Source organism: Stenotrophomonas sp. 169, assembly GCF_014621775.1.
GTDB lineage: Bacteria > Pseudomonadota > Gammaproteobacteria > Xanthomonadales > Xanthomonadaceae > Stenotrophomonas.
This window is the reverse complement of sequence record NZ_CP061204.1, coordinates 131,830-152,667: the sequence shown is the minus strand read 5'-3', so window position 1 is coordinate 152,667 and position 20,838 is coordinate 131,830. Positions and strand designations below refer to the sequence as shown.

Sequence of the window (20,838 nt, the reverse complement as noted above, 5' to 3'; positions counted from 1 at the left end):
GCGTGCATGCCGTGGCGTCAGGCAACCACGGGCCATCATGCTGATGGCCGTGGCTGTTGCGCCGAACGTGGTCTGGGCCCTGGTGGCTGTGTCTCTCTCCAAACACAGCCGGTGACGCGGGAGGGAGGAAGGCCCAGGACGCGCGTCCGGTCTCTCTTGCCCCTGGACGGGTGGAACAACTTCAGCAGCATCTGCAGGCTTCATCCTTTCCGGCTCCCCAGCCGGAAAAGATGCGGCGATGACGAAGGTGGGAGGGGTATCCTCCGCCACCGCCGCGCGTGCTCAGCTGGCGTAATACAACTGGTATTCCAGCGGATGGGTCGCCGCACGGAACTTGGTGACTTCCTGCATCTTCAGCGCGATGTAGCCGTCGATGAAATCGTCATCCATCACGCCGCCGGCCTTCAGGAACTCGCGGTCCTTGTCCAGCGCTTCCAGCGCCTGGTCCAGCGAGGAACAGACCTGCGGGATCAGCTTCTCTTCTTCCGGCGGCAGGTCGTACAGATCCTTGTCGCTCGGTGCGCCGGGGTCGATCTGGTTCTTGATGCCATCCAGGCCGGCCATCATCAACACGGTGAAGGTCAGGTAGCCGGACTGGATCGGATCGGGGAAGCGCATTTCAATGCGACGCGCCTTCGGATTGGTCACGAACGGAATGCGGCACGAGGCCGAACGGTTGCGTGCCGAATAGGCCAGCATCACCGGTGCTTCGAAGCCCGGCACCAGGCGCTTGTAGCTGTTGGTGCCTGCGTTGGCGAAGGCGTTGATGGCCTTGGCGTGCTTGAAGATTCCACCGATGTACCAGAGCGCCATCTGGCTCAGGCCGCCGTAGCCTTCACCGGAGAACAGGTTGGTGCCGCCCTTGGACAGCGACTGGTGCACGTGCATGCCGCTGCCGTTGTCGCCGACGATCGGCTTGGGCATGAAGGTGGCGGTCTTGCCGTTGCGGTGCGCCACGTTCTTGATCACGTACTTCATGCGCAGCAGCTCATCGGCCTTCTGCACCAGGGTGCTGAACTTGGTGCCGATTTCGCACTGGCCGGCGGTGGCGACTTCGTGGTGCTGCACTTCGACTTCGATGCCGACCTGCTCCAGCGTCTTGCACATTTCCGCGCGCAGGTCGTGCAGCGAATCGGTCGGCGGCACCGGGAAGTAGCCGCCCTTGACGCCCGGACGGTAGCCGCTGTTGGCGCCGTCGTACTTCGCGCCGCTGTTCCATGCCGCTTCCTCGGAATCGACCTGGAAGAAGGTGTGGCCCATGTCGTTGGCGAAGCGCACCGAATCGAAGATGAAGAACTCCGGCTCCGGACCGAAGAAGGCCTGCTCGGCGATGCCGCTGGACTTCAGGAAGGCTTCGGCGCGCTTGGCGATGCCGCGCGGGCAGCGGCCGTACGGCTGCATGGTGGCCGGGTCCAGGATGTCGCAGCTGATGACGATGGTCGGATCAGCGTAGAACGGATCGACATAGGCGCTGGACGGATCCGGCAGCAGGACCATGTCCGATTCATTGATGCCTTTCCAGCCGGCGATGGAGCTGCCGTCGAACATCTTGCCTTCTTCGAACAGCGACGCTTCGATGATGCTGACCGGGAACGTGACGTGCTGCTCGATGCCGCGCATGTCGACGAAACGCAGATCGACGAACTCGATCTGGTTGTCCTTGACCAGCTTCTCAACGTTTTCAACGGACATCGGGTGCAACCTCGGTTGGAATTGAATGCCTGAGGTTACCTCAGCACACACCGTGCCAACTTTTTTCTCATCACAAGCCCTTGATTTGCATGAGCGTGCGCTTGAAGGGTGCGTCGCATGCTGCACCATCGTGGTGCGTGTGTTGGCCCGTGCACTGGGTTGGTGCGTGGGCAGATGGTCTATCCTCTTCGGCACCTTTTGCCGTCAGCCATTCCATCCCACCCCATGTCCGACCTGCTCTCCGCCCTGCTGCTGGGCATCCTCGAAGGCGTTACCGAATTCCTGCCCATCTCCAGCACCGGGCATCTGCTGATCGCCCAGCACTGGCTGGGTGCACGCTCGGATTTCTTCAACATCATCATCCAGGCCGGCGCGATCCTGGCCATCACGCTGGTGTTCCGCCAGCGCCTGTGGACCCTGGCCACTGGCCTGCACCAGCGTGAGAACCGCGACTATGTGATGAAGCTCGGCGCGGCGTTCCTGGTCACCGCGGTGCTGGGCCTGCCGGTCCGCCTGGCCGGTTGGGAACTGCCCGAGACGGTGAGCCCGGTCGCGTGGGCGCTGATCATCGGCGGCATCTGGATGCTGTTGGTGGAGGCGTATACCGCCCGCCTGCCTGATCGCGATCAGGTGACGTGGACGGTGGCCATCGGCGTGGGCATCGCGCAGGTAGTGGCGGGCGTATTTCCGGGCACGTCGCGCTCGGCATCGGCGATCTTCCTGGCGATGCTGCTCGGCCTGAGCCGTCGAGCCGCCGCCACCGAGTTCGTGTTCCTGGTCGGCATCCCGACCATGTTCGCCGCCAGCGCGTACGCGTTCCTGGAGCTGGCCAAGGAGGGCAAGCTGGCCACTGAAAACTGGACCGATGTCAGCGTGGCCTTCATTGCGGCCGTGATCACCGGCTTCGTGGTGGTGAAGTGGCTGCTGGGCTACATCAAGTCGCACAGGTTCACCGCGTTTGCGATCTATCGCATCGCGCTGGGTGCGGCGCTGCTGCTGTGGTTGCCGGCCGGCAACTGAACCCCCTCGCCTGCGCGTGACCCCATTGGCCACGCGCATCCGTTCTGAAACAGGTCATCCAAGGAGAATCCGATGAACCGCAAGCTGATCCTGTCCCTCCCCCTGATGCTGCTGGCTGCCTGCAGCGAGAACCCGGCGCCGGCCGGCAACGCCGACGACCTGGCGCGCGCGCCGGCCGCTGCGGCCGCACTGAAGACGGCGGCGCACCTGCAGGCGCAGCGCCTGCAGGGCCAGCACTGGCTATTGAAGGACGCCACCACCGCGGAAGGCAAGCGCATCGACGCCCTGTTTGCGCAGACCGACAAGCCGGTCACGCTCGACTTCACCGACGGTCGCCTGGCGGTGTCCAACACCTGCAATCGCATGAGCGGTGGCTACACCCTGGCCGATGGCACGCTGACCTTCCAGCAGATGGCGTCCACGCGCATGGCCTGCGAACCGGCCGTGATGGCACTGGATGAAGCGCTGAGCAGCCGGCTGCAAGGAGCAGTGAAAGCCGAGGTCGCCGACAATGGCGAGCTGACCCTGCGCCCGGCGAACGGCGATGTGCTGGTCTTCCTGCCCGAGGCCAGCGCGGAGACCCGCTACGGTGGCCCGGGTGAGACGGTGTTCTTCGAAGTGGCAGCGCAGACCAAGCCGTGCCCGCACCCGCTGATCAAGGACAAGCAGTGCCTGCAGGTACGCGAAGTACGCTTCGACGACCAGGGCGTGAAGCAGGGCGAGCCGGGTGCGTTCGAGAACTTCTACGACGGCATCGAGGGGTACACGCACGAAGCGGGCATCCGCAACGTGCTGCGCGTGAAGCGCTTCAAGATCGACAACCCGCCCGCCGACGCCTCGTCGCAGGCGTACGTGCTGGACATGGTGGTGGAGTCGGCGGACGAGAAGTAAGCGCGAACGGGTGGACCCCCTCGCGGCTGACTCTGACAGCAGGCTGCTTGCTTGGGGCCGGGCGGTGGGGCTTGGCGGGGACCGGCAAGGGCCGCGTCCATGCGGGCCTCGTTTCGCGCCATCCATGGCGCTCAACGCCCCCGCCCAGCCCCACCGCCCGGCCCCCTGACAGGTTCCGTGGCCGCCCGCCGCGTATGAAAAGAGAAGAAAAGCGGTAGCGCCGACCCATGGTCGGCGAGCGCAGCGGGCCGTTGGCGGAAACACTCCGCCGACCATGGGTCGGTGCTACCGCAGGCCCCGTTGACCCGTCGGGTGGAAGGAGCCCCTGAGTCAGGGGCGGCCGCGAAGCGGCGGGGTGTGGATGCTGGTGAGACGGGGCCCGCGGTTTGCTCAGCAAAGCGTGGGAGCGGCAGCGCGAATGCGATGACGTGGACCCGCCATCCATGGCGCTCAACGCCCCCGCCCAGCCCCACCGCCCGGCCCCCTGACAGGTTCCGTGGCCGCCCGCCGCGTATGAAAAGAGAAGAAAAGCGGTAGCGCCGACCCATGGTCGGCGAGCGCAGCGGGCCGTTGGCGGAAACACTCCGCCGACCATGGGTCGGCGCTACCCCAGGCCCCGTTGACCCGTCGGGTGGAAGGAGCCCCTGAGTCAGGGGCGGCCGCGAAGCGGCGGGGTGTGGATGCTGGTGAGACGGGGCCCGCGGTTTGCGCAGCAAAGCGTGGGAGCGGCAGCGCGAATGCGATGACGTGGACCCGTGCCATGGATGGCACGAAACGAGGCCCGCATGGATGCGGCCCTTGCCGTCCCCCGCCAACCTATCCCGCCCCACCTGCACGCAGCCCTGCAGCCTTTGACGTCGCTGTTGCTGTTGCCGTTGCCTCGAGCGGGTGCCGGGCCGCAGGCCCGGCCATCCCCCCCTTACAGTGCGGGGTTCAACGTATACGTGCCATGCAACGTGGCTTCCGCCAGCACGTGACCCTGCATCGCACGATGCAGGTCGCCTGCCGTGAACGGCGTCGGAAGGTCAAGCGTCGCAACATCCAGGGCGAACACTCTGAAGAAGTAGCGATGCAGGCGCTCATCATTGAACGGCGGATACGGGCCGTCGTAGCCCAGATAGGCACCGGCCATGTCCGGGTTGCCGGCAAACCAGCCGGTGAAATCGTTGAGTCCCTGCCGACTACCGGCCGGGCCGGCCGGATAGGCCTTGCCCTTCACCACGAAGCCGTCGCTGCAGCTGCCTGCGGCCAGTTCGCGCACGTCGGGCGCGATATCCGCCATCACCCAGTGCACGAAATCGCAGCGCGGCTGGTCGCGCGGAATGGTCATGTCCGTGCGTCCGACCGTGTCCGGCACGGTCGGCACGTCCGGATCCACGCAGACCAGGGCAAACGAACGGACGCCGTCCGGCACCTCGCTCCATGCCAGATGCGGATTGCGGTCCGGGGCGAACCCCTGCGCGTCGCCGGCGGCGAATTCGCGGTCGATCGGTGCGCCGTCGCGCAGGCTGTTGCTGCTCAGTTTCATGGTCTGTGCCCTCACGCTTCCGGATAACCCAAACGAACCGCAACCGGCGTCAGCAGCTCGATGGCCGACGACATCGCCTCGCGGTACGCACGCCAGTGACCGCTGGGCAGACGCGGCGGGCCGATGTGCTGGGCCGTCGGCAGCTCGGCGCCGAACACCCCGCTGAGCAAGGCGGCCATCGCGCGCGGATCGTTCTGTACCTCGTCGATGCGCACCAGCACGTGCGGGTAGAGATCCTGCTCGTTCAGCAGTGCGACCTGGGTCAGCGAGCGGGCAAGCCACTCGGCCGCCTCGGCTAGGCTGGGCAGGCCGATCTGCGCGGCCGAACCGTACGCAATCCAGTCCAGCAGCATGTCGCGCGGATCACGCAGCACGACCAACAGCCGCCCCTGCGGCAGCGCCGGGCGCATCGCCCACAACAGCGCGATGTCCCAGAACGGCAGCCAGTCGATCACGGTGTCGTTGGCCAGACCGCGGGCGGGCAGCAGCTCGCGCCAGCGCGCCACCAGTGCATCCGGCTCCAGTGCACCGCTCGCCAGTTCCTGCAGGGTGTTGTAGTTCTGGAAGGGGTCGCCCGGCGGGGTCGGTCCGAATCGATCGATGCGCACCAGGGGCGTGGCGGCAGTCAGCGCGCTCATGACACGCTCCGCGCCGGCGCCGGGCGCGCCCCACATGAACATCGGGCGCGACGCGATGTCCGCCGCCACCTCACCCAGTGCGGGCCAGCTGGACGGCGACTTGGCCTGCGGCGGCAAGGGCAGGCGTTGGCTCAGCAGCTCCGCGTGCAGGTCCAGCCACACCCGCAATGCCTCCTGCGGACGACCGGCACGGTCATGCACTTCGCCCAGCCAGGTACGCAGGTCCAGGCGCCGGTGGCCTTCGGCTTTATCGACGAGCGCCTGTACGCGTGCGGCCGCGGCGTCGGGGTCCCGCTGCACCAAACCATCCACCAAGCGGGTCTCGCCGCTGATGCGGCCCGGTTCCAGCGCGACGATGCGCTCGGCCATCGCTTCGGCGGCGTCGTGCTCACCGCGCATGTCATGCAGGCGCATCCGCGTCTCCATCGCCTGCACGTGCGCAGGCATGGCAGCAAGCCAGCGATCACCTACCGCAACGGCACCTTCGCTGCCGACCGCTTCCACCGACAGGCGCGCCAACCACAGGTTGTGCAGCTGATCGTTGTCGACCAGCACGGCGTCCAGCTCGGTGCGTGCTTCCTCATCGCGGCCCAGGCGCTGCCAGGCACCCAGCAGCAGCTGCAGCAGCTTGGGGTCACCCGCGTTTTCGGCCAGACGCGGACGCAGGTGCTCGAGTGCCTGCAGGGGTTGACCAGACTGCAGCGCCAGCTGTGCGGCGAACCGGCGCATGGGGATGCTGTCCTGGCCAGGCTGCGCGAGCGCCTGGTCGACGATCTCCGCCGCCGCCGCAGGATTCTCCTGTCGCAGTGCCAGTTGCACCAGCAGACCGTGCAATGCGGTCAATGCGGGATTGAGCGCCAGCACCCGACGGAAGGCCTGCTCGGCGAAGGCCAGCATGTCCTTGCCCATGTAAGCGAAACCCAGCGCGTACAGGATGCGTGGATCGTCAGGCAACGCTCGGCTGGCGGTGGTCAGCTGGGCCAGCGCCTCGTCAAGGGCACCACGGCGCAGCGCGACCATGCCGCGCAGGGCAGCCACGTCCGGGCTGTCTTCGTCCACGCGTGCGGCCAGCCGAACCTGCTGGTCCGCCGCGTTTACATCGTTGCGCGCCAACGCGAGATGCGCCTGCATCAGATACGCGGACAACTCGTTGGGATTGGCACCGCTGCTGCGTGACAGCGCGGCCTGCGCGTCGTCGAACTGGTGCATCGCCAACAGCAGGCCGGCATTCTGCAGGTGCAGGTCGGCATCATCCGGCGCCAGGTCCAAACCCGTCTGCATGCTGGCAGCGGCGGCCTGCAGGTTGCCCTGCTGCTGCAGCGCCAGAGCGTGCCAGCGATGGGCCTGCGCCTCGCGTGGCTCGGCAACGGCCCATGCACTGGCCAGCTGCACGGCCTGGTCGGCGTCCTGGCGACGCAGGGCTTGGAGGATCTGATCTTGCATGGCGGGTCCGGCTGGAGAGCAATCCCGCATTGTAACGGCCCCGGTCGCGCATGGCCGGAGCGCGGTGGCCGATCCCTTCACGCCCTGCCGCAGGAGGCGTCCACCGCCACCGCATGCCGTCAGACCGGCAGCGCGGCCTGTGCCAGGTGCTGGGCGACCCAGCGTTCGGAGAACCCGTCACCGCGCCAGTTTTCCAGGAACCCGCAATGTCCGCCCCACTCGGCGGTTTCCAGGCGCGCCAAACGCGGCAGGTGCCAGTCGTTGAAGGTAACGAAGGGAATCACCGGATCGTCCTTGGCCATCAGGATATCGGCGGGCACCTGCAGGCCCGCCAAGCGTTCGCCCGCGATCGAGTAGCCGTCGAAGTACGCCTGCAGTGACCCGTAATCGGTGTGGTGCTCCACCAGCCAGGCGGTCAGTGCGCGTATATCCAGCCGCAGCACGCGCTCGTCCCAGTCGCTCAGGTCGGGATACAGATCCCGCTTGCGACGCAGCGATCCGGCCCATTTGCGGCGGAAGTACCAGTCATACATCGCCGGACCGTTTTCGATGCTGTCCATGGTCAGGCCAGGATCCAGCACGGGGCACACCGACGCGATGCGTTGCAGCGGAATACCGGCATCCGGCGCGCGCAGGGCCAGACGCAGCACGAAATTGCCGCCCAACGAATAGCCCGCGGCAACGAGCGGAAGATCCGGCCAGCGGCGGGCGATGTCCGCTGCGGCACAGACCACTTCCTCGATGCGGTTGGAGTGGAAGATGCCCGGATTGAGATGGTGGGTGTTGCCGTGGTCGCGGAAGTTCAGCCGCACCACATCGAAGCCCTCGGCCAGCATGCGGGCTGCCGTCATGCGCATGTAACTGGACTCGGCACTGCCTTCCCAGCCATGCAGCAGCAGCGCCATGCCCCGTGCCGGGCGGCCCTCGATCGTGCTGTGCCAGGCCTGCAGGCGGACGCCCTCGCCCGCGTCGACGATCAGCTCTTCATGACGCGCGCCGGTAGCGGCCAGCAGTTCCTGGCCACGGCGCAGGCGCAATTTGCTGGAGCTGAGCATCGATTGCAGGTGCGCGTTGCGCAGCCAGCGCGGCGGCTGGTAATCGGCCGCAGTCAGCAGTCCCGGCGGACCGGGATCGAACGACAGCGCGGGCGCGGGAACGGACACCGTCGGCTCAGGCGCCGCCCATCGCAGCAAGGATTCGTGCACGCGATGTCTCGGCGATGCGGCGTCGACCTTCGATGTCCTGGCTGCGGATCGGCTCAAGGAAATGCACTTCAGCGCGGCGCGCCGGCTCGCCCAGCAGGCGCAGGAAGTTGGCGAAGAAGCTTTCGCGCGCGCCAAAGGCCACGATGGTCTGTGCACTACCACCGGCGCCGTAACGCAGGGCCACCGGCTGCACCGGCACCCCGGTTTCCACCGCTGCCTGGAAGATGCGTGCATGGAACGGGCCCACGTCGTGGCCGCCACGCGTGCGTCCTTCAGGGAACACGCCCACCCCCTTGCCTTCGCGCAGGCGTACGACCATCTGCTGCATTACCCCATCCAGCGATTCGGTGCTGCCGCGCTGGTGGAAAATGGTCTGCCCACGTCCCGCCAACCAGCCCACCACCGGCCAGCCGGCGATTTCGCGCTTGGCGACGAAGCCCATCATGCGCTGGCTGTGCAGTGCGCAGATATCGATCCAGCTGACATGATTGGCGACAAACAGCACTGCACCGCGCAAGGGCTGGCCGATGCGCACCAGGCGAAAGCCGAAGATCCACATCAAGCCGGCCGACCACCAGTTGACCACTTTGTAGGCCAACGGCTCCTGGCCGATGCGCAGCTCGCCCCACGGCGGCAGCATGCCGACCAGGATCAGCGGCAGGAAAACAAGCAGATGGACCAGCAGCAGCGGAACGCGGTACAGGTAACGGCACGCACGCGCCACGCCGCCACGTGAGGCCGGAGTGGGGGAATTCATGCGGGAACGATACCCGAGCGCCGCAGTGGCTGCCAGCGCGATGTGGCCAAACGCATTGCGCGAGCTGGCCATTGGCGGGCAACGGTGTGTTGCAGTATGCGGTGGGCACCGCTGTGGCAGCTCTTCCGTCCGCACCCGCGCCCCCGCGCCCTGCGGTAGAGCCGACTTCAGTCGGCTGGGAGCAACCACAACCGCAACGCCCGGGTAGAGCCGACTTCAGTCGGCTGGCGGCAACCGCAACCGCAACGCCCTGGTAGAGCCGACTTCAGTCGGCTGGCAGCAATCGCTACCGCAACCGCAGCCGACTGAAGTCGGCTCTACCAAATGCAATCCCACGCCACCGGCAACGTGCGTCCAGTCCAGGGCAACCGCAAAGGCAGCGTGCGACCAAGTGCAGTCCCGCCCCAACGGCAACGTGCGACCAAGTGCCGTCCCACGCCCACGGCAACGTGCGGCCACGTGCAGCCCTTCGCCGTCAGCCCCGTGCAACCTCGCGCGGCACAATGCGAACGCCGCCTGCGATATCCGGTGCGATGCCTCAGCCGTGACCGGCAGCGACCACGGCCAGCGTCAGCCGCGAGGTGCAGACCAGACGGCCCTGTTCGTCTTCGATGCGGATGTCCCAGATCTGCGTGCTGCGGCCGACATGGGTGGCGCGCGCGGTCCCGGTCACCACGCCCTCGCGCTTGGCGCGGACATGGTTGGCGTTGATCTCCAGCCCGACGCAGACCTGCTGGGCATTGTCCACGCACAGGTTGCCGGCGCTGCTGCCCAGCGTTTCGGCCAGCACCACCGACGCACCGCCGTGCAGGATCCCGTAAGGCTGGTGGGTGCGTGCGTCCACCGGCATGGTGGCCTGCAGCCAGTCATCGCCTACCGCAGTGAATACGATGCCCAACTGCTGGATCACCGTGTTGGCGCTGAGCGAATTGAGCGTTTCCAGCACAACCGGCTGGCGGAAAATGGATGACATGCTGCTCTCCAGTCAGAGAATGGGCACCAGGCCGGCACCGAAGGCGGTGAGCATGCGGACCAGCAGCAGCTTGGGGCCGACATTCACTTCCGGGAAGTCACCGACCGCCGTATAGCAGGAACGGAAGTTCGGATGCTGCCGCGGCAGCGGTTCGGGACAGTCCGGGCCCGGCTGGAACTCGTAATCGGTGGCATAGCGCCACGGCCAGAAGTCCAGGATCGGTAACGCTTCGGATGCCTTGCCCATGCTGTAGTTCAATCCGGACAGCACCGGCGGCTTGCTGCGCGGTGCCACGGTCCAGGAATTCTGGGGATCGATATCGCGCAGGATGCTGTCAGCCAGCCGCTGTGCGAACACCGGATCGTCGATGATCACCGCGCCTTCGGTGTTGTAGTTTTCACTGCGCGGATCGAAGTTATGCGTGCCGATCACGCCGATCCGGCGGTCGACCACCAAGGACTTCGCGTGCAGCCCCATGCGGGCACCGGATCGCGTTACCGGCAGCGGTCGGTTGACCGCCCGGCTGCCCAGGAAGGAGGGCCGGGTCTCGGTACGCAGCAGGTCGCGCTCCACTTCGCTGCCCGATGCGCGACGGCGTTCGCGGGCATTCTGGTAGGCACTGCCGGTGCGCGGATTGCTACGCGCTGCCGGTGTCTCGACGACCGGGCCGGCACCTGTCCCCACGCCTGCATCGGCCGAGCGGGTGCTGCCACCACTGCCGGGCGGGCGCGCGTTGCTGCCTGCCGCGCTACCGCCGAGCATGCTGCCGCGCCGCCCCTCCGGGTAGTCTCCGGCGATCGGATCGGACATCAGGTTGCGGTAGTCCACCGGGGCATCCAGCGGAAACGGTTTGAACTCGAAGATGTTGAAGCCCAGCTCGCGCATGTTGCGGCGCTTGTACTTGTAGGACAGCGCATAGACGATCGGGTTGTCGGTAGCGGCCAGGCTGTTGGTCGACACCAGCACGCGCGGTGGATCAGGCTGCTGGCGCAGATCAGCGAACAGCTTGCGGGCCGGCTTGGACAGCACCAGGTACGGCGTCTGCAGCAGCACTTCGGACTGCGCCTCGGCGATCAACCGATCCAGCTGTGGCTCGGTGACGTGCTGGCCGTTGCGGGGATGCTCGGGGTTTTCGCGGCGGTGCTTGCGCGGCAGGTCGGCGACGTAACGCACCGATGCCACCGGCAATGCGGTATCGACGAAGCTGCGGGTGATCCACGCGGTGTCGGTGGCCTCGGCGATGACGCGCTGCACGCGCTCCGGTCGCCGGTAGTCGACCGGCGGCATCTGCGGTGGGCCGCTGTCGAGCAGGATCCGCCCGACGTCATTCAGGCGCTCGGCCGGCACGCTGCGCGGCGCGAGCCAGAACGCCTCGAAGTTGGCCGCCATGGTCCGCGCCTCCGGCCCCGCCACCAGCACGTCGCGGTCGCGGAAGTTGTACTCCGCATCCCAGTCGTAATAGTCGTCCTGGTAATTGCGGCCCCCGACCACACCGATGGCGTCGTCGATCACCAGCAGCTTGTTGTGCATGCGTTGGTTGAAGCGCCGGAAGCAGCACAGCACGCTGCCGGCGTAGTCGAAGTAATTCAGCCGGGCCTTGCCGAAGGTCGGGTTGTAGACGCGGAGTTCGAAGTTCTGGTGCGCCGAGGACAGCGCGCCAAGGATCTGCAGATCGGAAATGGCCGAGAGCTGGTCGATCAGCAGGCGTACCTTCACGCCGCGGCGGCTGGCGGCCAGCAGCTCGTCGAGGACCAGCCGCGCGCTGTCGTCCTTGTCGAAGATGTAGGTCTGCAGGTCGATGCTGCGGGTGGCGCTGCGCAGCAGGTTCAGCCGGGCGACCAGGGCTTCTTCGCCTTCATCGAGGATGGTGGCGTAGTGGCGGGGCTGGCCAGGCGCGGATTCGCTGAATGCCCGTCCGGCCAGCGCGCGCAGCGGTGATTCCTGCGCGCAACGGTCGGCCTGGTCGCACTCGACGACGGTGGAGCGTGCCTGCACGGCGATGTTGGCCGCACGCGCGCGCTCGCTGTTGGACAGCGACGCACAGCCGCCGACCAGCAACAGCGTTGCCAGCGCCATCAGGCGCAGCATCAGATTCACGGTTCAGGCACCCCGGTCAGGCGCGCGCGCAGTACGAAGGTCACTCGATCACTCAGGGCAAACTGCCAGTTATCCATGCCGTAACGGCCTCGCAGGACAGTCCCACGGCTCACAACGTCGCAATCATAGCCGGGTCTGGCGCATTCCGCTTTCTCCACCCGCAGCACTTCCGGGTGGCTGACCCCCCGCAGCATCAGGCGTCCCTGGATGTCACCGCCCTGGTCGACCCGCGCCGGATCATAGGGCAGCGAGTCGAACTCCACGACCGGGTGGCGCTCGGCATCGAAAAAGTCGGGCCCCCGCATCCAGCCGGTGTAGCGGACCTTGCCGGGTATCTCCACCGTGCGGGTGAACATCTTCAGGTGGACCTGGTGGCGCCCATCGGACAGCACCTCGATACGCCCTTCAAACTGCGGGAAATTGCCTTCGATGCGCTGGCCGAGGCGGCTGCGCACCTCGAAGCCCAGCTGGGAGCGGCCCGTGTCCAGGTACATCGGCGCGCGGTGGGTCACCTTCACCGCAGGCAGCGCAGATGGCTGCGCCGCCACCACCGCCGGCAGTCCCATCAATGCGAGCAGCAGCCCCCTCTGCCACGCGGTCATCGGATCACGGCCACCAGAACGCGTTGAGGATGGCGACACCGGGTTCGATGCTGACGTCCTTCGGGAACTGCAGCACTGCGATACCGGCCGGCGGCATGCCGCGGTAGTCGCTGGTCTCGCCGGTGTTCAACAGGGCGACCAGGCGCTCCAGGCCGGGATTGTGACCAACGATCATCAGGCGCTCTACGTCTTTGCGGTCATCGACCAGCCCGATCAACGTACCGGGCGTGGCGTCATACACCTTGTCTTCCAGCTTGTGCTCGAAGAAGCCAGTCACACCGACCACGGCTTCCAAGGTCTCGCGGGTACGGCGGGAGGGGGAACACAGCACGCAGTCGGGCTGCAGCTTGTTGTCTTTCAACCATTTGCCGGCGGCCTCGGCTTCGGCCAGACCCACCGCCGACAACGGGCGGTCAAGGTCGGCCTGGCCCGTGCTGGCCGGTTCGGCATGGGCATGGCGCAGCAGGATCAGTTCACGCATCGGAGTCTTCCCTTGTTGGAGGGGTGGCGGAGGCGGCTCATGCCTTGTCCAGCCAGTGCAGGAGGGGTTCCCAGTCGGCCTGGTGCTCGCGCACCTGTGCCGAGCGGTAGTCGAACAGGCTGCGGCCCATGCCGGTCATGACCACATAACTCTGGCTGTCACGCAGCTGGGTGATCACCGGGTAAGGCCACTCGGACAGCATCTGGATGGCCTGCTGCGAGGTCTGGGTCCATGGCTTGGTGCGGTTGAGCACCAGTCCGACCGGCAGCTTGCGCTTGTGCACCCGGGCCACTTTCGACAGGCTGTTGAGGAAGCCGACGATGGCTTCAATGTCCAGCGCGGAGGGCAGCACCGGCACTACCACGGCGTCGGCCGCGTCCAGGAAATGCGGGATATCGTCGGCCAGCGCACCGGCCGGGGCGTCGATGATCACCGTGTCGGTCCCATCGGGAACCTTCTGCAGCCATTGCCTCTTCTTGTAGACATCGAGCGGCAGTACGGCGCTTTCCAGCTCGGAACGGCGCTGTGCCCAGCGCGTGCTGGACCCCTGCGGGTCGGCATCGGCGATCACCGTGCGCCTTCCCTGCAGTGCCGCGTGCGCGGCCAGATGGGTGGCGATGGTGGTCTTGCCCACCCCACCCTTTGAACCGGCCACCAGAATGGTCTTCATGCAGGCCTCGCTTCCGGGAGAACGTCGCCCGAGCGTACACCGGTGCAGGTGACGGAGATAGTCGCGCGGCTGAACCACCCGGCCCGTGCCTTTGCTATGGTGGCGCCCCCGAAGGATCGAACCGGCATGAGCGAACTGCAGGACCTGAGCGCACTGATCCGCGCCAATACGCCCCTGATCGTCATCGAGACCCAGGACGAGGGTCGCATCATCGAATTGTTCCGGCAGACGCTGCTGCATGTGTGGCGTGCGTTGCATCGCTGGTCGATCACCGAGGGCCTGCGTCGCATCGACCTGGACCGCGAAGACGAGCCGGTGGGGCCGCCCGACGCCAGCGCGGCGCTGCAGATGATCCAGCAGGCCGACCAGCGCGGCATCTACCTGCTGCTCGATTTCCACCCGTACCTGGGCTACGCGAGCCACCAGCGCGCGCTGCGCGATCTGATCCAGCGTCGCCACAGCCAACCGCACGTGCTGGTGCTGATCGGCGCCAAAGTGACCTTGCCGCCGGAGCTGGAAGCCCTGGCCACCCGCTTCAACCCCCGCCTGCCCGACGCCAATGCGCTGCTGAAGATGCTGCGCGAAGAGGCCGCCGGGTATGCGCGCGAGCACGGTGGACGGCGGGTGGAGGTGGACAGCGAGGCGGTGAAGAAGATCCTGCGCAACCTGCAGGGCCTGAGCCTGGTGGATGCGCGGCGGATTGCCCGCCAGCTGATCTACGCCGACGGCGCCCTGGGTGATGACGACCTGCCGCAGCTGGCCAAGCTGAAGTTCGAGCTGCTCAACCGCAGCGGACACCTGTTCTACGAATACGACACGGCACGCTTTGCCGATGTCGCCGGTGCCAACCGTCTCAAGCGCTGGATCAGCCAGCGGCGCATCGCGTTCCTTGCTGGCGCTGCGCCGGCTGGCCTGGACCCGCCACGCGGGATGTTGCTGCTGGGCGTGCAGGGCTGTGGCAAGTCGATGCTGGCCAAGGCCACCGCCGCCGGGTTCGGCGTCCCCCTGCTGCGCATGGACGTGGGCGCGCTGTACAACAAGTACCACGGTGAGACCGAATCCAACCTGCGCCAGGCATTGGCATCGGCCGAGCAGCTGGCGCCCTGCGTGCTGTGGATCGACGAGATCGAAAAGGGCTTGGCGACGGGGGGGGACGACGGTGGCGTGTCCCGCCGGGTGCTGGGCACGTTGCTGACCTGGATGGCCGAACGCAAGGCGCCCGTCTTCATCGTCGCCACCGCCAATCAGGTGCACGAACTGCCTGCCGAGCTGCTGCGCAAAGGCCGCTTCGATGAGATTTTCTTCGTCGACCTGCCCAGCCCGGATGTGCGCGTGGAGCTGCTGCGCCTGCACTTGGCGCGACGTCAGTTGAATGCCGACGATTTCGCCCTGCCGGCTCTGGCAGCGGCAGCGGACGGGTTCTCCGGCGCGGAGATCGAGCAGGCCATCGTGGCAGGCATGTACGCCGCGCATGCCGACCAACGCCCACTGGACACGCCGCTGCTGATGGCGGAGATCCGCGGCAGCCGCCCGTTGTCCGTGCTGATGGCCGAGCAGGTGAACGCCCTGCGCGAGTGGGCGTCGGCGCGCACGGTGAATGCCGACGATTGAGGCGCCGCCGGCCCGTTCCGGTCGCGGTGTGCCCGCTGCTCTGGCCTGCGGTGGGCTCTGGTAGAGCGGACTTCAGTCCGCTGCCGTTGGCGTGCGAATGCCAGCCGACTGAAGTCGGCTCTACCCGTCGGCTCTACCCGTCGCCGCCACCGTCGCCGTTACCCCGCCGTCCTGCGCGTTACGGCCACGCCGGGGGATTGGTGGCCCAGGCTTTCTGCACCTGCGCCAGGGTCTCGCGCTCGCTGTCGCGCCACGTTGGCAGCAGGGCGGCGTAGTTGGCCGATGTGCTCCAGCGCGCCGGCTCGGTGCGGACCGCCGCGGCGTACCACTTCACCGCATCGTCCTTCTGCCCGATCTGCCACAGCGCCAAGGCGTACGTCGGTGGCACCCACGACGGGTTGCCGCGCAGCCCGCTGGCCGCTTCCTGCCACTGCGTCAGTGCGGCGTCCGCCTGGCCCTGTCGGTACAGATCCCAGCCGTGGTTCCAGCGCACCATGCGGCCGGACGGCGAGGCCGCCGGTGCCGCCTGCAGCGCCTCGGCGTACAGCTGCTGGCCCAGCTCGGCGCGGCCCTGGCCAATGGCCACACCGGCCAACTGCACCGTGGCTTCCAGCGATTTACGCCCGCGTTCGCGCTGGCGCAGCAACTGACTGACCAACTCATCGCCTTCGCCCTGAACCACCTGCACAGGTGCAGCGGCGGCATCGGCGTCGAAATAGAACTCCTGCGGTGCAGGCAATGCGGGCGCGGCCCATGCAGCGGCCGGCCCCGAAGCCAGCAACATGCCGGCCAGGAACTTTCTTGCAAATGACATCGTGTTTTCCCCAGGTTGCAACAACAACCTCCCACGCCCCGATCCTAACCGGACTTCGGTCCCGGATGCGAGTACCGGCCCACAACGGCCCCACTGTTACAATCCGCGCCCTTCGGGTCTGCAGCCGCAGCGCCGATGCCAGCCGATCCGAACCAGGCCAGCCATGACCAGCACCGCGCAGCTCACCTCACCGGCGTCCGCCGACCTGCTAGACCGCGATTACACGCTCGACCACAAATACACCCGTGGCGAGGGACGGATCTACCTGAGTGGCGTCCAGGCGCTGGTGCGCCTGCCCCTGATGCAGCGCCTGCGCGACGAGGCGGCCGGGATAGACAGCGCCGGCTTCATCAGCGGCTACCGTGGCAGCCCGCTGGGCGGCTTCGATCTGGAACTGTGGCGCGCACGCCAGCCGCTGGAAGCGGCCAAGGTGAAGTTCACCCCCGGCCTCAACGAAGACCTGGGCGCGACCATGGTCTGGGGAACCCAGCAGACCAACCTGTTCCCCGGCGCCAACGTGCAGGGCGTGTTCGGCATGTGGTACGGCAAGGGCCCTGGCGTGGACCGCTGCGGTGACGTGTTCAAGCATGCCAATGCGGCAGGCACCTCGCGACTGGGCGGCGTGCTCGCACTGGCCGCCGACGACCATGCGTGCCGGAGCTCGACCCTGCCGCACGGCAGCGAAGACGAGTTCGTCAGCGCGATGATGCCGGTGCTCAACCCGGCCGGCGTGCAGGACATCCTGGACATGGGTCTGCTGGGCTGGGCGATGAGCCGCTATACCGGGCGCTGGATCGGCTTCAAGACGATCGCTGAAACGGTGGAGTCGTCTGCTTCGGTGGAAGTGAATCCGCTGGCACGGCGCATCCTGCTGCCGGATGATTTCGAGATGCCGGCAGGCGGTCTCAACATCCGCTGGCCGGACCCGCCGCTGGACCAGGAAATGCGCCTGCACCGCTACGCGGTCAGTGCCGCGCAGGCCTTCGCCCGGGTCAACGGCATCGACCGCACCGTGCTGGATTCACCGCGCGCGCGGCTGGGCATCGTCACCACCGGCAAGAGCTACCTGGACGTCCTGCAGGCGTTGGAATACCTGGGCCTGGATGAAGCCGCGTGCGCCGACATCGGCATCCGCGTGTACAAGGTCGGCATGACCTGGCCGCTGGAACCGCAGGGCATCGCGCGCTTCGCACAGGGCCTGGAAGACATCATCGTGGTGGAGGAGAAGCGTGCCTTCATCGAGCGCCAGATGAAGGAGCAGTTCTTCAACTGGCCGGCCAGCTGGGGCGCGCGTCCGTCCATCGTCGGCAAGTACGACGAGGCCGGCGAGTGGATCCTGCCGTCCACCGGCGAGCTGACCCCGGCCACCATCGCCGGCGTGATCGGCCGGCGCATCCAGCGCTTCTTCAACAACGAATCGATCACCCAGCGCCTGCAGTGGATGAGCGAAAAGGAAGCGGAGCTGGCGCTGCCGCGCGCGGCCTTCCCGCGCATTCCGCATTACTGCTCCGGCTGCCCGCACAACACCTCCACCACCGTGCCCGAAGGCTCGCGTGCGCTGGGCGGCATCGGTTGCCATTACATGGTCACTTGGATGGACCGCAGCACCGACACGTTCACCCACATGGGCGGCGAAGGCGTGACGTGGGCAGGCCAGGCCGCGTTCACCGACACGCCGCACGTGTTCCAGAATCTGGGTGACGGCACCTACTTCCACAGTGGGTCGCTGGCGATCCGCCAGTCCGTGGCGGCCGGCGTCAACATCACTTACAAGATCCTCTACAACGATGCGGTGGCGATGACCGGTGGCCAGCCGGTGGACGGCCCCCTCAGCGTGCCGGACATTGCCCGGCAGATGCGCGCCGAAGGCATCCAGACCATCGTGGTGCTGTCGGACAACATCGAGGTATGGACGAAGCAGCGCGAGCAGTTCCCCACCGGCGTGGAGTTCCATGACCGCAGTGCGCTGGACGCGGTGCAGAAGCAGCTGCGCGAAGTGAAGGGCGTCTCCATCCTGATCTACGAACAGACCTGCGCCACCGAAAAACGCCGCCGCCGCAAGCGCGGCAAGCTGGTCGATCCGCCCAAGCGCGTGATGATCAACTCGCTGGTCTGCGAAGGCTGCGGCGACTGCGGAAAGAAGAGTTTCTGCGTGTCGGTGCTGCCGAAGGAAACCGAGTTCGGGCGCAAGCGCGACATCGATCAGTCCAACTGCAACAAGGACTACTCCTGCACCACCGGCTTCTGCCCGAGCTTCGTCACCGTGCACGGGGGCAAGCCGCGCAAGGGCAGCAAGCGCGAGGCGTCCACCCTGCTCGACAACCTGCCGGCACCGCCTGTGCGAACCGCGCTGGAGCAACCCTGGAACATCCTGATCACCGGTGTCGGCGGCACCGGTGTGGTGACCATCGGCGCACTGCTCGGCATGGCCGGCCATCTGGAAGGCAAGGGTTCGTCCGTGCTGGACCAGACCGGGCTGGCACAGAAAGGCGGCGCGGTGACCACCCACATCCGCATCGCGCGAGCGCCCACCGACATCCATGCCGTGCGCATCGCAGCCGGCGAAGCCGACCTGGTGCTGGGCTGCGACATGGTGGTGGTGAACGACTACTGGGCGCTGTCCAAGGTGCGCGCCGGCCGCACCCAGGTGGTGCTCAACACGTACGAAGCGATGCCGGGCGGCTTCACCACACGGCCGGACATGCAGTTCCCCGCCGCCGACATCATCGCCGGCGTGCGCGTGGCCCTGGGTGGCGAACAACCGCTGCTGCTCGATGCCACGCAGCTGGCGACCGCACTGCTGGGCGACGCCATCGCGGCGAACCTGTTCATCCTCGGCTATGCGTGGCAGCAGGGCCTGGTGCCCCTGTCGTTCGACGCACTGATGCGCGCCATCGAGCTCAATGGCGCGGCCGTGGCCATGAACCAGCAGGCCTTCGCCTGGGGCCGCCTGGCCGTGGTCGATCCGCAGGCGGTGCAGCAAGCCGCCGGGCTGGTGCGCAATCGCCACACCGACACGGAAGACACGCCCGGCCCGCTGCATGCGCTGCCGCCGGGAGAGTGGGAAGGCAATGAAGGGGGCGCCACGGCCGCGCCGCGCAACAGCAGCGACGAGCGTGAACTGCGTGGCCTGCCGGGGCATGGTGGTGGGGAGTTGGCTTTCCTGCCGCTGGATGATGCCCGCCTGTCGCGCTCGCTGGATGAAATGATCGCGCGTCGCACGTCGTTCCTCGTCGATTATCAGGACCAGGCCTATGCAGACCGGTACCGCACACTGATCGAGCGCGTCCGCACGGCCGAGCAGGACACGCTGGGCGGCTCCACTGCGCTGACCGAAACCGTCGCCCGCTACCTGTTCAAGCTGATGGCCTACAAGGACGAGTACGAAGTGGCGCGGCTGTATACCAGTGGCGATTTCCAGCGCCAGCTGCAGCAGCAGTTCGAAGGCGACTACCAGGTGCGCTTCCACCTGGCGCCGCCGCTGTTCGCGAAGAAGGACGATCAGGGGCGTTTGATCAAGAAAGAATACGGTCCGTGGATGCTGAAAGCGTTCGGCATGCTGGCGAAGCTGAAGTTCCTGCGAGGCGGCCGGCTGGATCCCTTCGGCCGCACCGCCGAACGGGTGGGCGAGCGCCAGCTGATCAGCGACTACGAATCCACCGTGCAAGTGTTGCTGGACGGCTTGGACGACCACCGGCTTGCCTTGGCGGTGGAGATCGCCAGCATCCCGGAACACATCCGCGGCTATGGCCACGTCAAGGAAGCGCACCTGCACACCGCCAAGGCCCGCGAAGCCACCCTGCTGGCGCAGTGGCGCAACCCGCGCGCGCTGCATATCGTGCAGGTCGCCTGACGGTAGTGGCGGCCGCTGGCCGTCAAAAATGTAACCGTTCGATTACTTCTTGAAGAAGTAACCGTTCGCGCACTATGGATTGATGTGAGTCTTCGGTTACATTCGCGGCATGGCGCAGCTCAAGACACCCGACGACCTTGGAAGTCTCATCCGACAGAGGCGCAAAGCGCTTTGCTGGGATCAGGCCAAACTCGCGCATGAGGTCGGCGTCAGTCGACGATGGATCATCGAGATCGAAAAAGGAAAGCCGGGCGCAGAACTGAGCCTGATACTTCGCACCTTGAACGTGCTCGGCCTTCGCTTGGACGCGACATCGTCCGACCTGCCGGACGGCCACGTACCGCGTGTGATTCCGCGTCCCGACATCGACCGGATCATTGATCAGAACAAGGTTGCGTCTGTGTCATCCCTCCCTGGAACCATTGCCGTCGCCGATCTCGTTGGTAACTGGCTCGCGCATGCGGATTCGAGAGGTCCGGCAGGAAAGGGCAGCGCTGAATCGAGTAATGCCCTGAGCCAGCCGGTATCTTCGGCGGGAAAACCCGCTCGCCGACCACGCTGAG

General features: G+C 66.7%; 16 protein-coding genes. 5 read left to right on the top strand and 11 right to left on the bottom strand.

The window, feature by feature from the left end; all coding sequences use genetic code 11:
* Nucleotides 1-282: 282 nt before the first annotated feature.
* Entirely contained in the window at nt 283-1,692 is a 1,410-nt protein-coding gene (gene glnA, locus ICJ04_RS00600; protein ID WP_188325650.1) for a type I glutamate--ammonia ligase, read from the bottom strand.
* A 225-nt stretch (nt 1,693-1,917) separates the two neighbouring features.
* Between glnA and ICJ04_RS00595 the strand changes: the two genes are divergently transcribed.
* Both ICJ04_RS00595 and ICJ04_RS00590 read left to right on the top strand, forming a co-directional pair.
* On the top strand, nt 1,918-2,712 hold the full coding sequence (locus ICJ04_RS00595; protein WP_188325649.1) for an undecaprenyl-diphosphate phosphatase: 795 nt from the start codon (nt 1,918-1,920) through the stop codon (nt 2,710-2,712).
* Between the two features lie 72 nt (nt 2,713-2,784).
* Nucleotides 2,785-3,603, top strand: coding sequence for an META and DUF4377 domain-containing protein (locus tag ICJ04_RS00590; protein ID WP_188325648.1), 819 nt, complete (start codon nt 2,785-2,787; stop codon nt 3,601-3,603).
* Between the two features lie 919 nt (nt 3,604-4,522).
* Here ICJ04_RS00590 and ICJ04_RS00585 read toward each other — a convergent pair.
* From ICJ04_RS00585 to ICJ04_RS00545, 9 genes are all read right to left on the bottom strand, one after another.
* The gene (locus ICJ04_RS00585; RefSeq protein WP_188325647.1) at nt 4,523-5,131 is read right to left on the bottom strand and encodes a YbhB/YbcL family Raf kinase inhibitor-like protein; all 609 of its coding nucleotides are present in this window, start codon (nt 5,129-5,131) and stop codon (nt 4,523-4,525) included.
* An 11-nt stretch (nt 5,132-5,142) separates the two neighbouring features.
* A complete protein-coding gene (locus ICJ04_RS00580) occupies nt 5,143-7,212 on the bottom strand; it encodes a tetratricopeptide repeat protein (RefSeq protein ID WP_188325646.1) in 2,070 nt (689 codons plus the stop codon).
* Between the two features lie 119 nt (nt 7,213-7,331).
* Complete coding sequence (locus ICJ04_RS00575; protein WP_188327148.1) at nt 7,332-8,267, bottom strand: alpha/beta fold hydrolase; 936 nt, start codon at nt 8,265-8,267, stop codon at nt 7,332-7,334.
* Nucleotides 8,268-8,382: 115 nt separating this feature from the next.
* A complete protein-coding gene (locus ICJ04_RS00570) occupies nt 8,383-9,174 on the bottom strand; it encodes a lysophospholipid acyltransferase family protein (protein WP_188325645.1) in 792 nt (263 codons plus the stop codon).
* A gap of 538 nt (nt 9,175-9,712) precedes the next feature.
* Nucleotides 9,713-10,147 (bottom strand): hotdog fold thioesterase, encoded by a 435-nt coding sequence (locus ICJ04_RS00565; RefSeq protein ID WP_188325644.1) that lies wholly within the window; start codon nt 10,145-10,147, stop codon nt 9,713-9,715.
* 12 nt (nt 10,148-10,159) lie between these two features.
* Complete coding sequence (locus tag ICJ04_RS00560) at nt 10,160-12,244, bottom strand: phospholipase D family protein (protein WP_188325643.1); 2,085 nt, start codon at nt 12,242-12,244, stop codon at nt 10,160-10,162.
* Entirely contained in the window at nt 12,241-12,738 is a 498-nt protein-coding gene (locus ICJ04_RS00555) for a YceI family protein (protein WP_223203096.1), read from the bottom strand. Before ICJ04_RS00555 ends, ICJ04_RS00560 begins: the two co-directional genes overlap by 4 nt.
* A gap of 112 nt (nt 12,739-12,850) precedes the next feature.
* On the bottom strand, nt 12,851-13,327 hold the full coding sequence (locus ICJ04_RS00550) for a histidine phosphatase family protein (RefSeq protein ID WP_188325642.1): 477 nt from the start codon (nt 13,325-13,327) through the stop codon (nt 12,851-12,853).
* Between the two features lie 37 nt (nt 13,328-13,364).
* Complete coding sequence (locus tag ICJ04_RS00545) at nt 13,365-13,997, bottom strand: ParA family protein (protein WP_188325641.1); 633 nt, start codon at nt 13,995-13,997, stop codon at nt 13,365-13,367.
* A gap of 126 nt (nt 13,998-14,123) precedes the next feature.
* Between ICJ04_RS00545 and ICJ04_RS00540 the strand changes: the two genes are divergently transcribed.
* Entirely contained in the window at nt 14,124-15,608 is a 1,485-nt protein-coding gene (locus tag ICJ04_RS00540; RefSeq protein ID WP_188325640.1) for an AAA family ATPase, read from the top strand.
* 178 nt (nt 15,609-15,786) lie between these two features.
* Here ICJ04_RS00540 and ICJ04_RS00535 read toward each other — a convergent pair whose 3' ends face one another.
* Entirely contained in the window at nt 15,787-16,422 is a 636-nt protein-coding gene (locus tag ICJ04_RS00535; protein ID WP_188325639.1) for a tetratricopeptide repeat protein, read from the bottom strand.
* Nucleotides 16,423-16,585: 163 nt separating this feature from the next.
* Between ICJ04_RS00535 and ICJ04_RS00530 the strand changes: the two genes are divergently transcribed.
* Entirely contained in the window at nt 16,586-20,275 is a 3,690-nt protein-coding gene (locus ICJ04_RS00530; RefSeq protein ID WP_188325638.1) for an indolepyruvate ferredoxin oxidoreductase family protein, read from the top strand.
* A 109-nt stretch (nt 20,276-20,384) separates the two neighbouring features.
* The gene (locus ICJ04_RS00525) at nt 20,385-20,837 is read left to right on the top strand and encodes a helix-turn-helix transcriptional regulator (protein WP_188325637.1); all 453 of its coding nucleotides are present in this window, start codon (nt 20,385-20,387) and stop codon (nt 20,835-20,837) included.
* Nucleotide 20,838: the final 1 nt, after the last annotated feature.

What these genes read in the sequence shown, in the direction of transcription:
- glnA (WP_188325650.1), bottom strand. Translation starts at nt 1,692, where the DNA reads ATGTCCGTTGAAAACGTTGAGAAGCTGGTCAAGGACAACCAGATCGAG.
- ICJ04_RS00530 (WP_188325638.1), top strand. Translation starts at nt 16,586, where the DNA reads ATGACCAGCACCGCGCAGCTCACCTCACCGGCGTCCGCCGACCTGCTA.
- ICJ04_RS00540 (WP_188325640.1), top strand. Translation starts at nt 14,124, where the DNA reads ATGAGCGAACTGCAGGACCTGAGCGCACTGATCCGCGCCAATACGCCC.
- ICJ04_RS00570 (WP_188325645.1), bottom strand. Translation starts at nt 9,174, where the DNA reads ATGAATTCCCCCACTCCGGCCTCACGTGGCGGCGTGGCGCGTGCGTGC.
- ICJ04_RS00580 (WP_188325646.1), bottom strand. Translation starts at nt 7,212, where the DNA reads ATGCAAGATCAGATCCTCCAAGCCCTGCGTCGCCAGGACGCCGACCAG.
- ICJ04_RS00590 (WP_188325648.1), top strand. Translation starts at nt 2,785, where the DNA reads ATGAACCGCAAGCTGATCCTGTCCCTCCCCCTGATGCTGCTGGCTGCC.
- ICJ04_RS00550 (WP_188325642.1), bottom strand. Translation starts at nt 13,327, where the DNA reads ATGCGTGAACTGATCCTGCTGCGCCATGCCCATGCCGAACCGGCCAGC.
- ICJ04_RS00575 (WP_188327148.1), bottom strand. Translation starts at nt 8,267, where the DNA reads ATGCTCAGCTCCAGCAAATTGCGCCTGCGCCGTGGCCAGGAACTGCTG.
- ICJ04_RS00595 (WP_188325649.1), top strand. Translation starts at nt 1,918, where the DNA reads ATGTCCGACCTGCTCTCCGCCCTGCTGCTGGGCATCCTCGAAGGCGTT.
- ICJ04_RS00545 (WP_188325641.1), bottom strand. Translation starts at nt 13,997, where the DNA reads ATGAAGACCATTCTGGTGGCCGGTTCAAAGGGTGGGGTGGGCAAGACC.
- ICJ04_RS00535 (WP_188325639.1), bottom strand. Translation starts at nt 16,422, where the DNA reads ATGTCATTTGCAAGAAAGTTCCTGGCCGGCATGTTGCTGGCTTCGGGG.
- ICJ04_RS00525 (WP_188325637.1), top strand. Translation starts at nt 20,385, where the DNA reads ATGGCGCAGCTCAAGACACCCGACGACCTTGGAAGTCTCATCCGACAG.
- ICJ04_RS00565 (WP_188325644.1), bottom strand. Translation starts at nt 10,147, where the DNA reads ATGTCATCCATTTTCCGCCAGCCGGTTGTGCTGGAAACGCTCAATTCG.
- ICJ04_RS00555 (WP_223203096.1), bottom strand. Translation starts at nt 12,738, where the DNA reads ATGTACCTGGACACGGGCCGCTCCCAGCTGGGCTTCGAGGTGCGCAGC.
- ICJ04_RS00585 (WP_188325647.1), bottom strand. Translation starts at nt 5,131, where the DNA reads ATGAAACTGAGCAGCAACAGCCTGCGCGACGGCGCACCGATCGACCGC.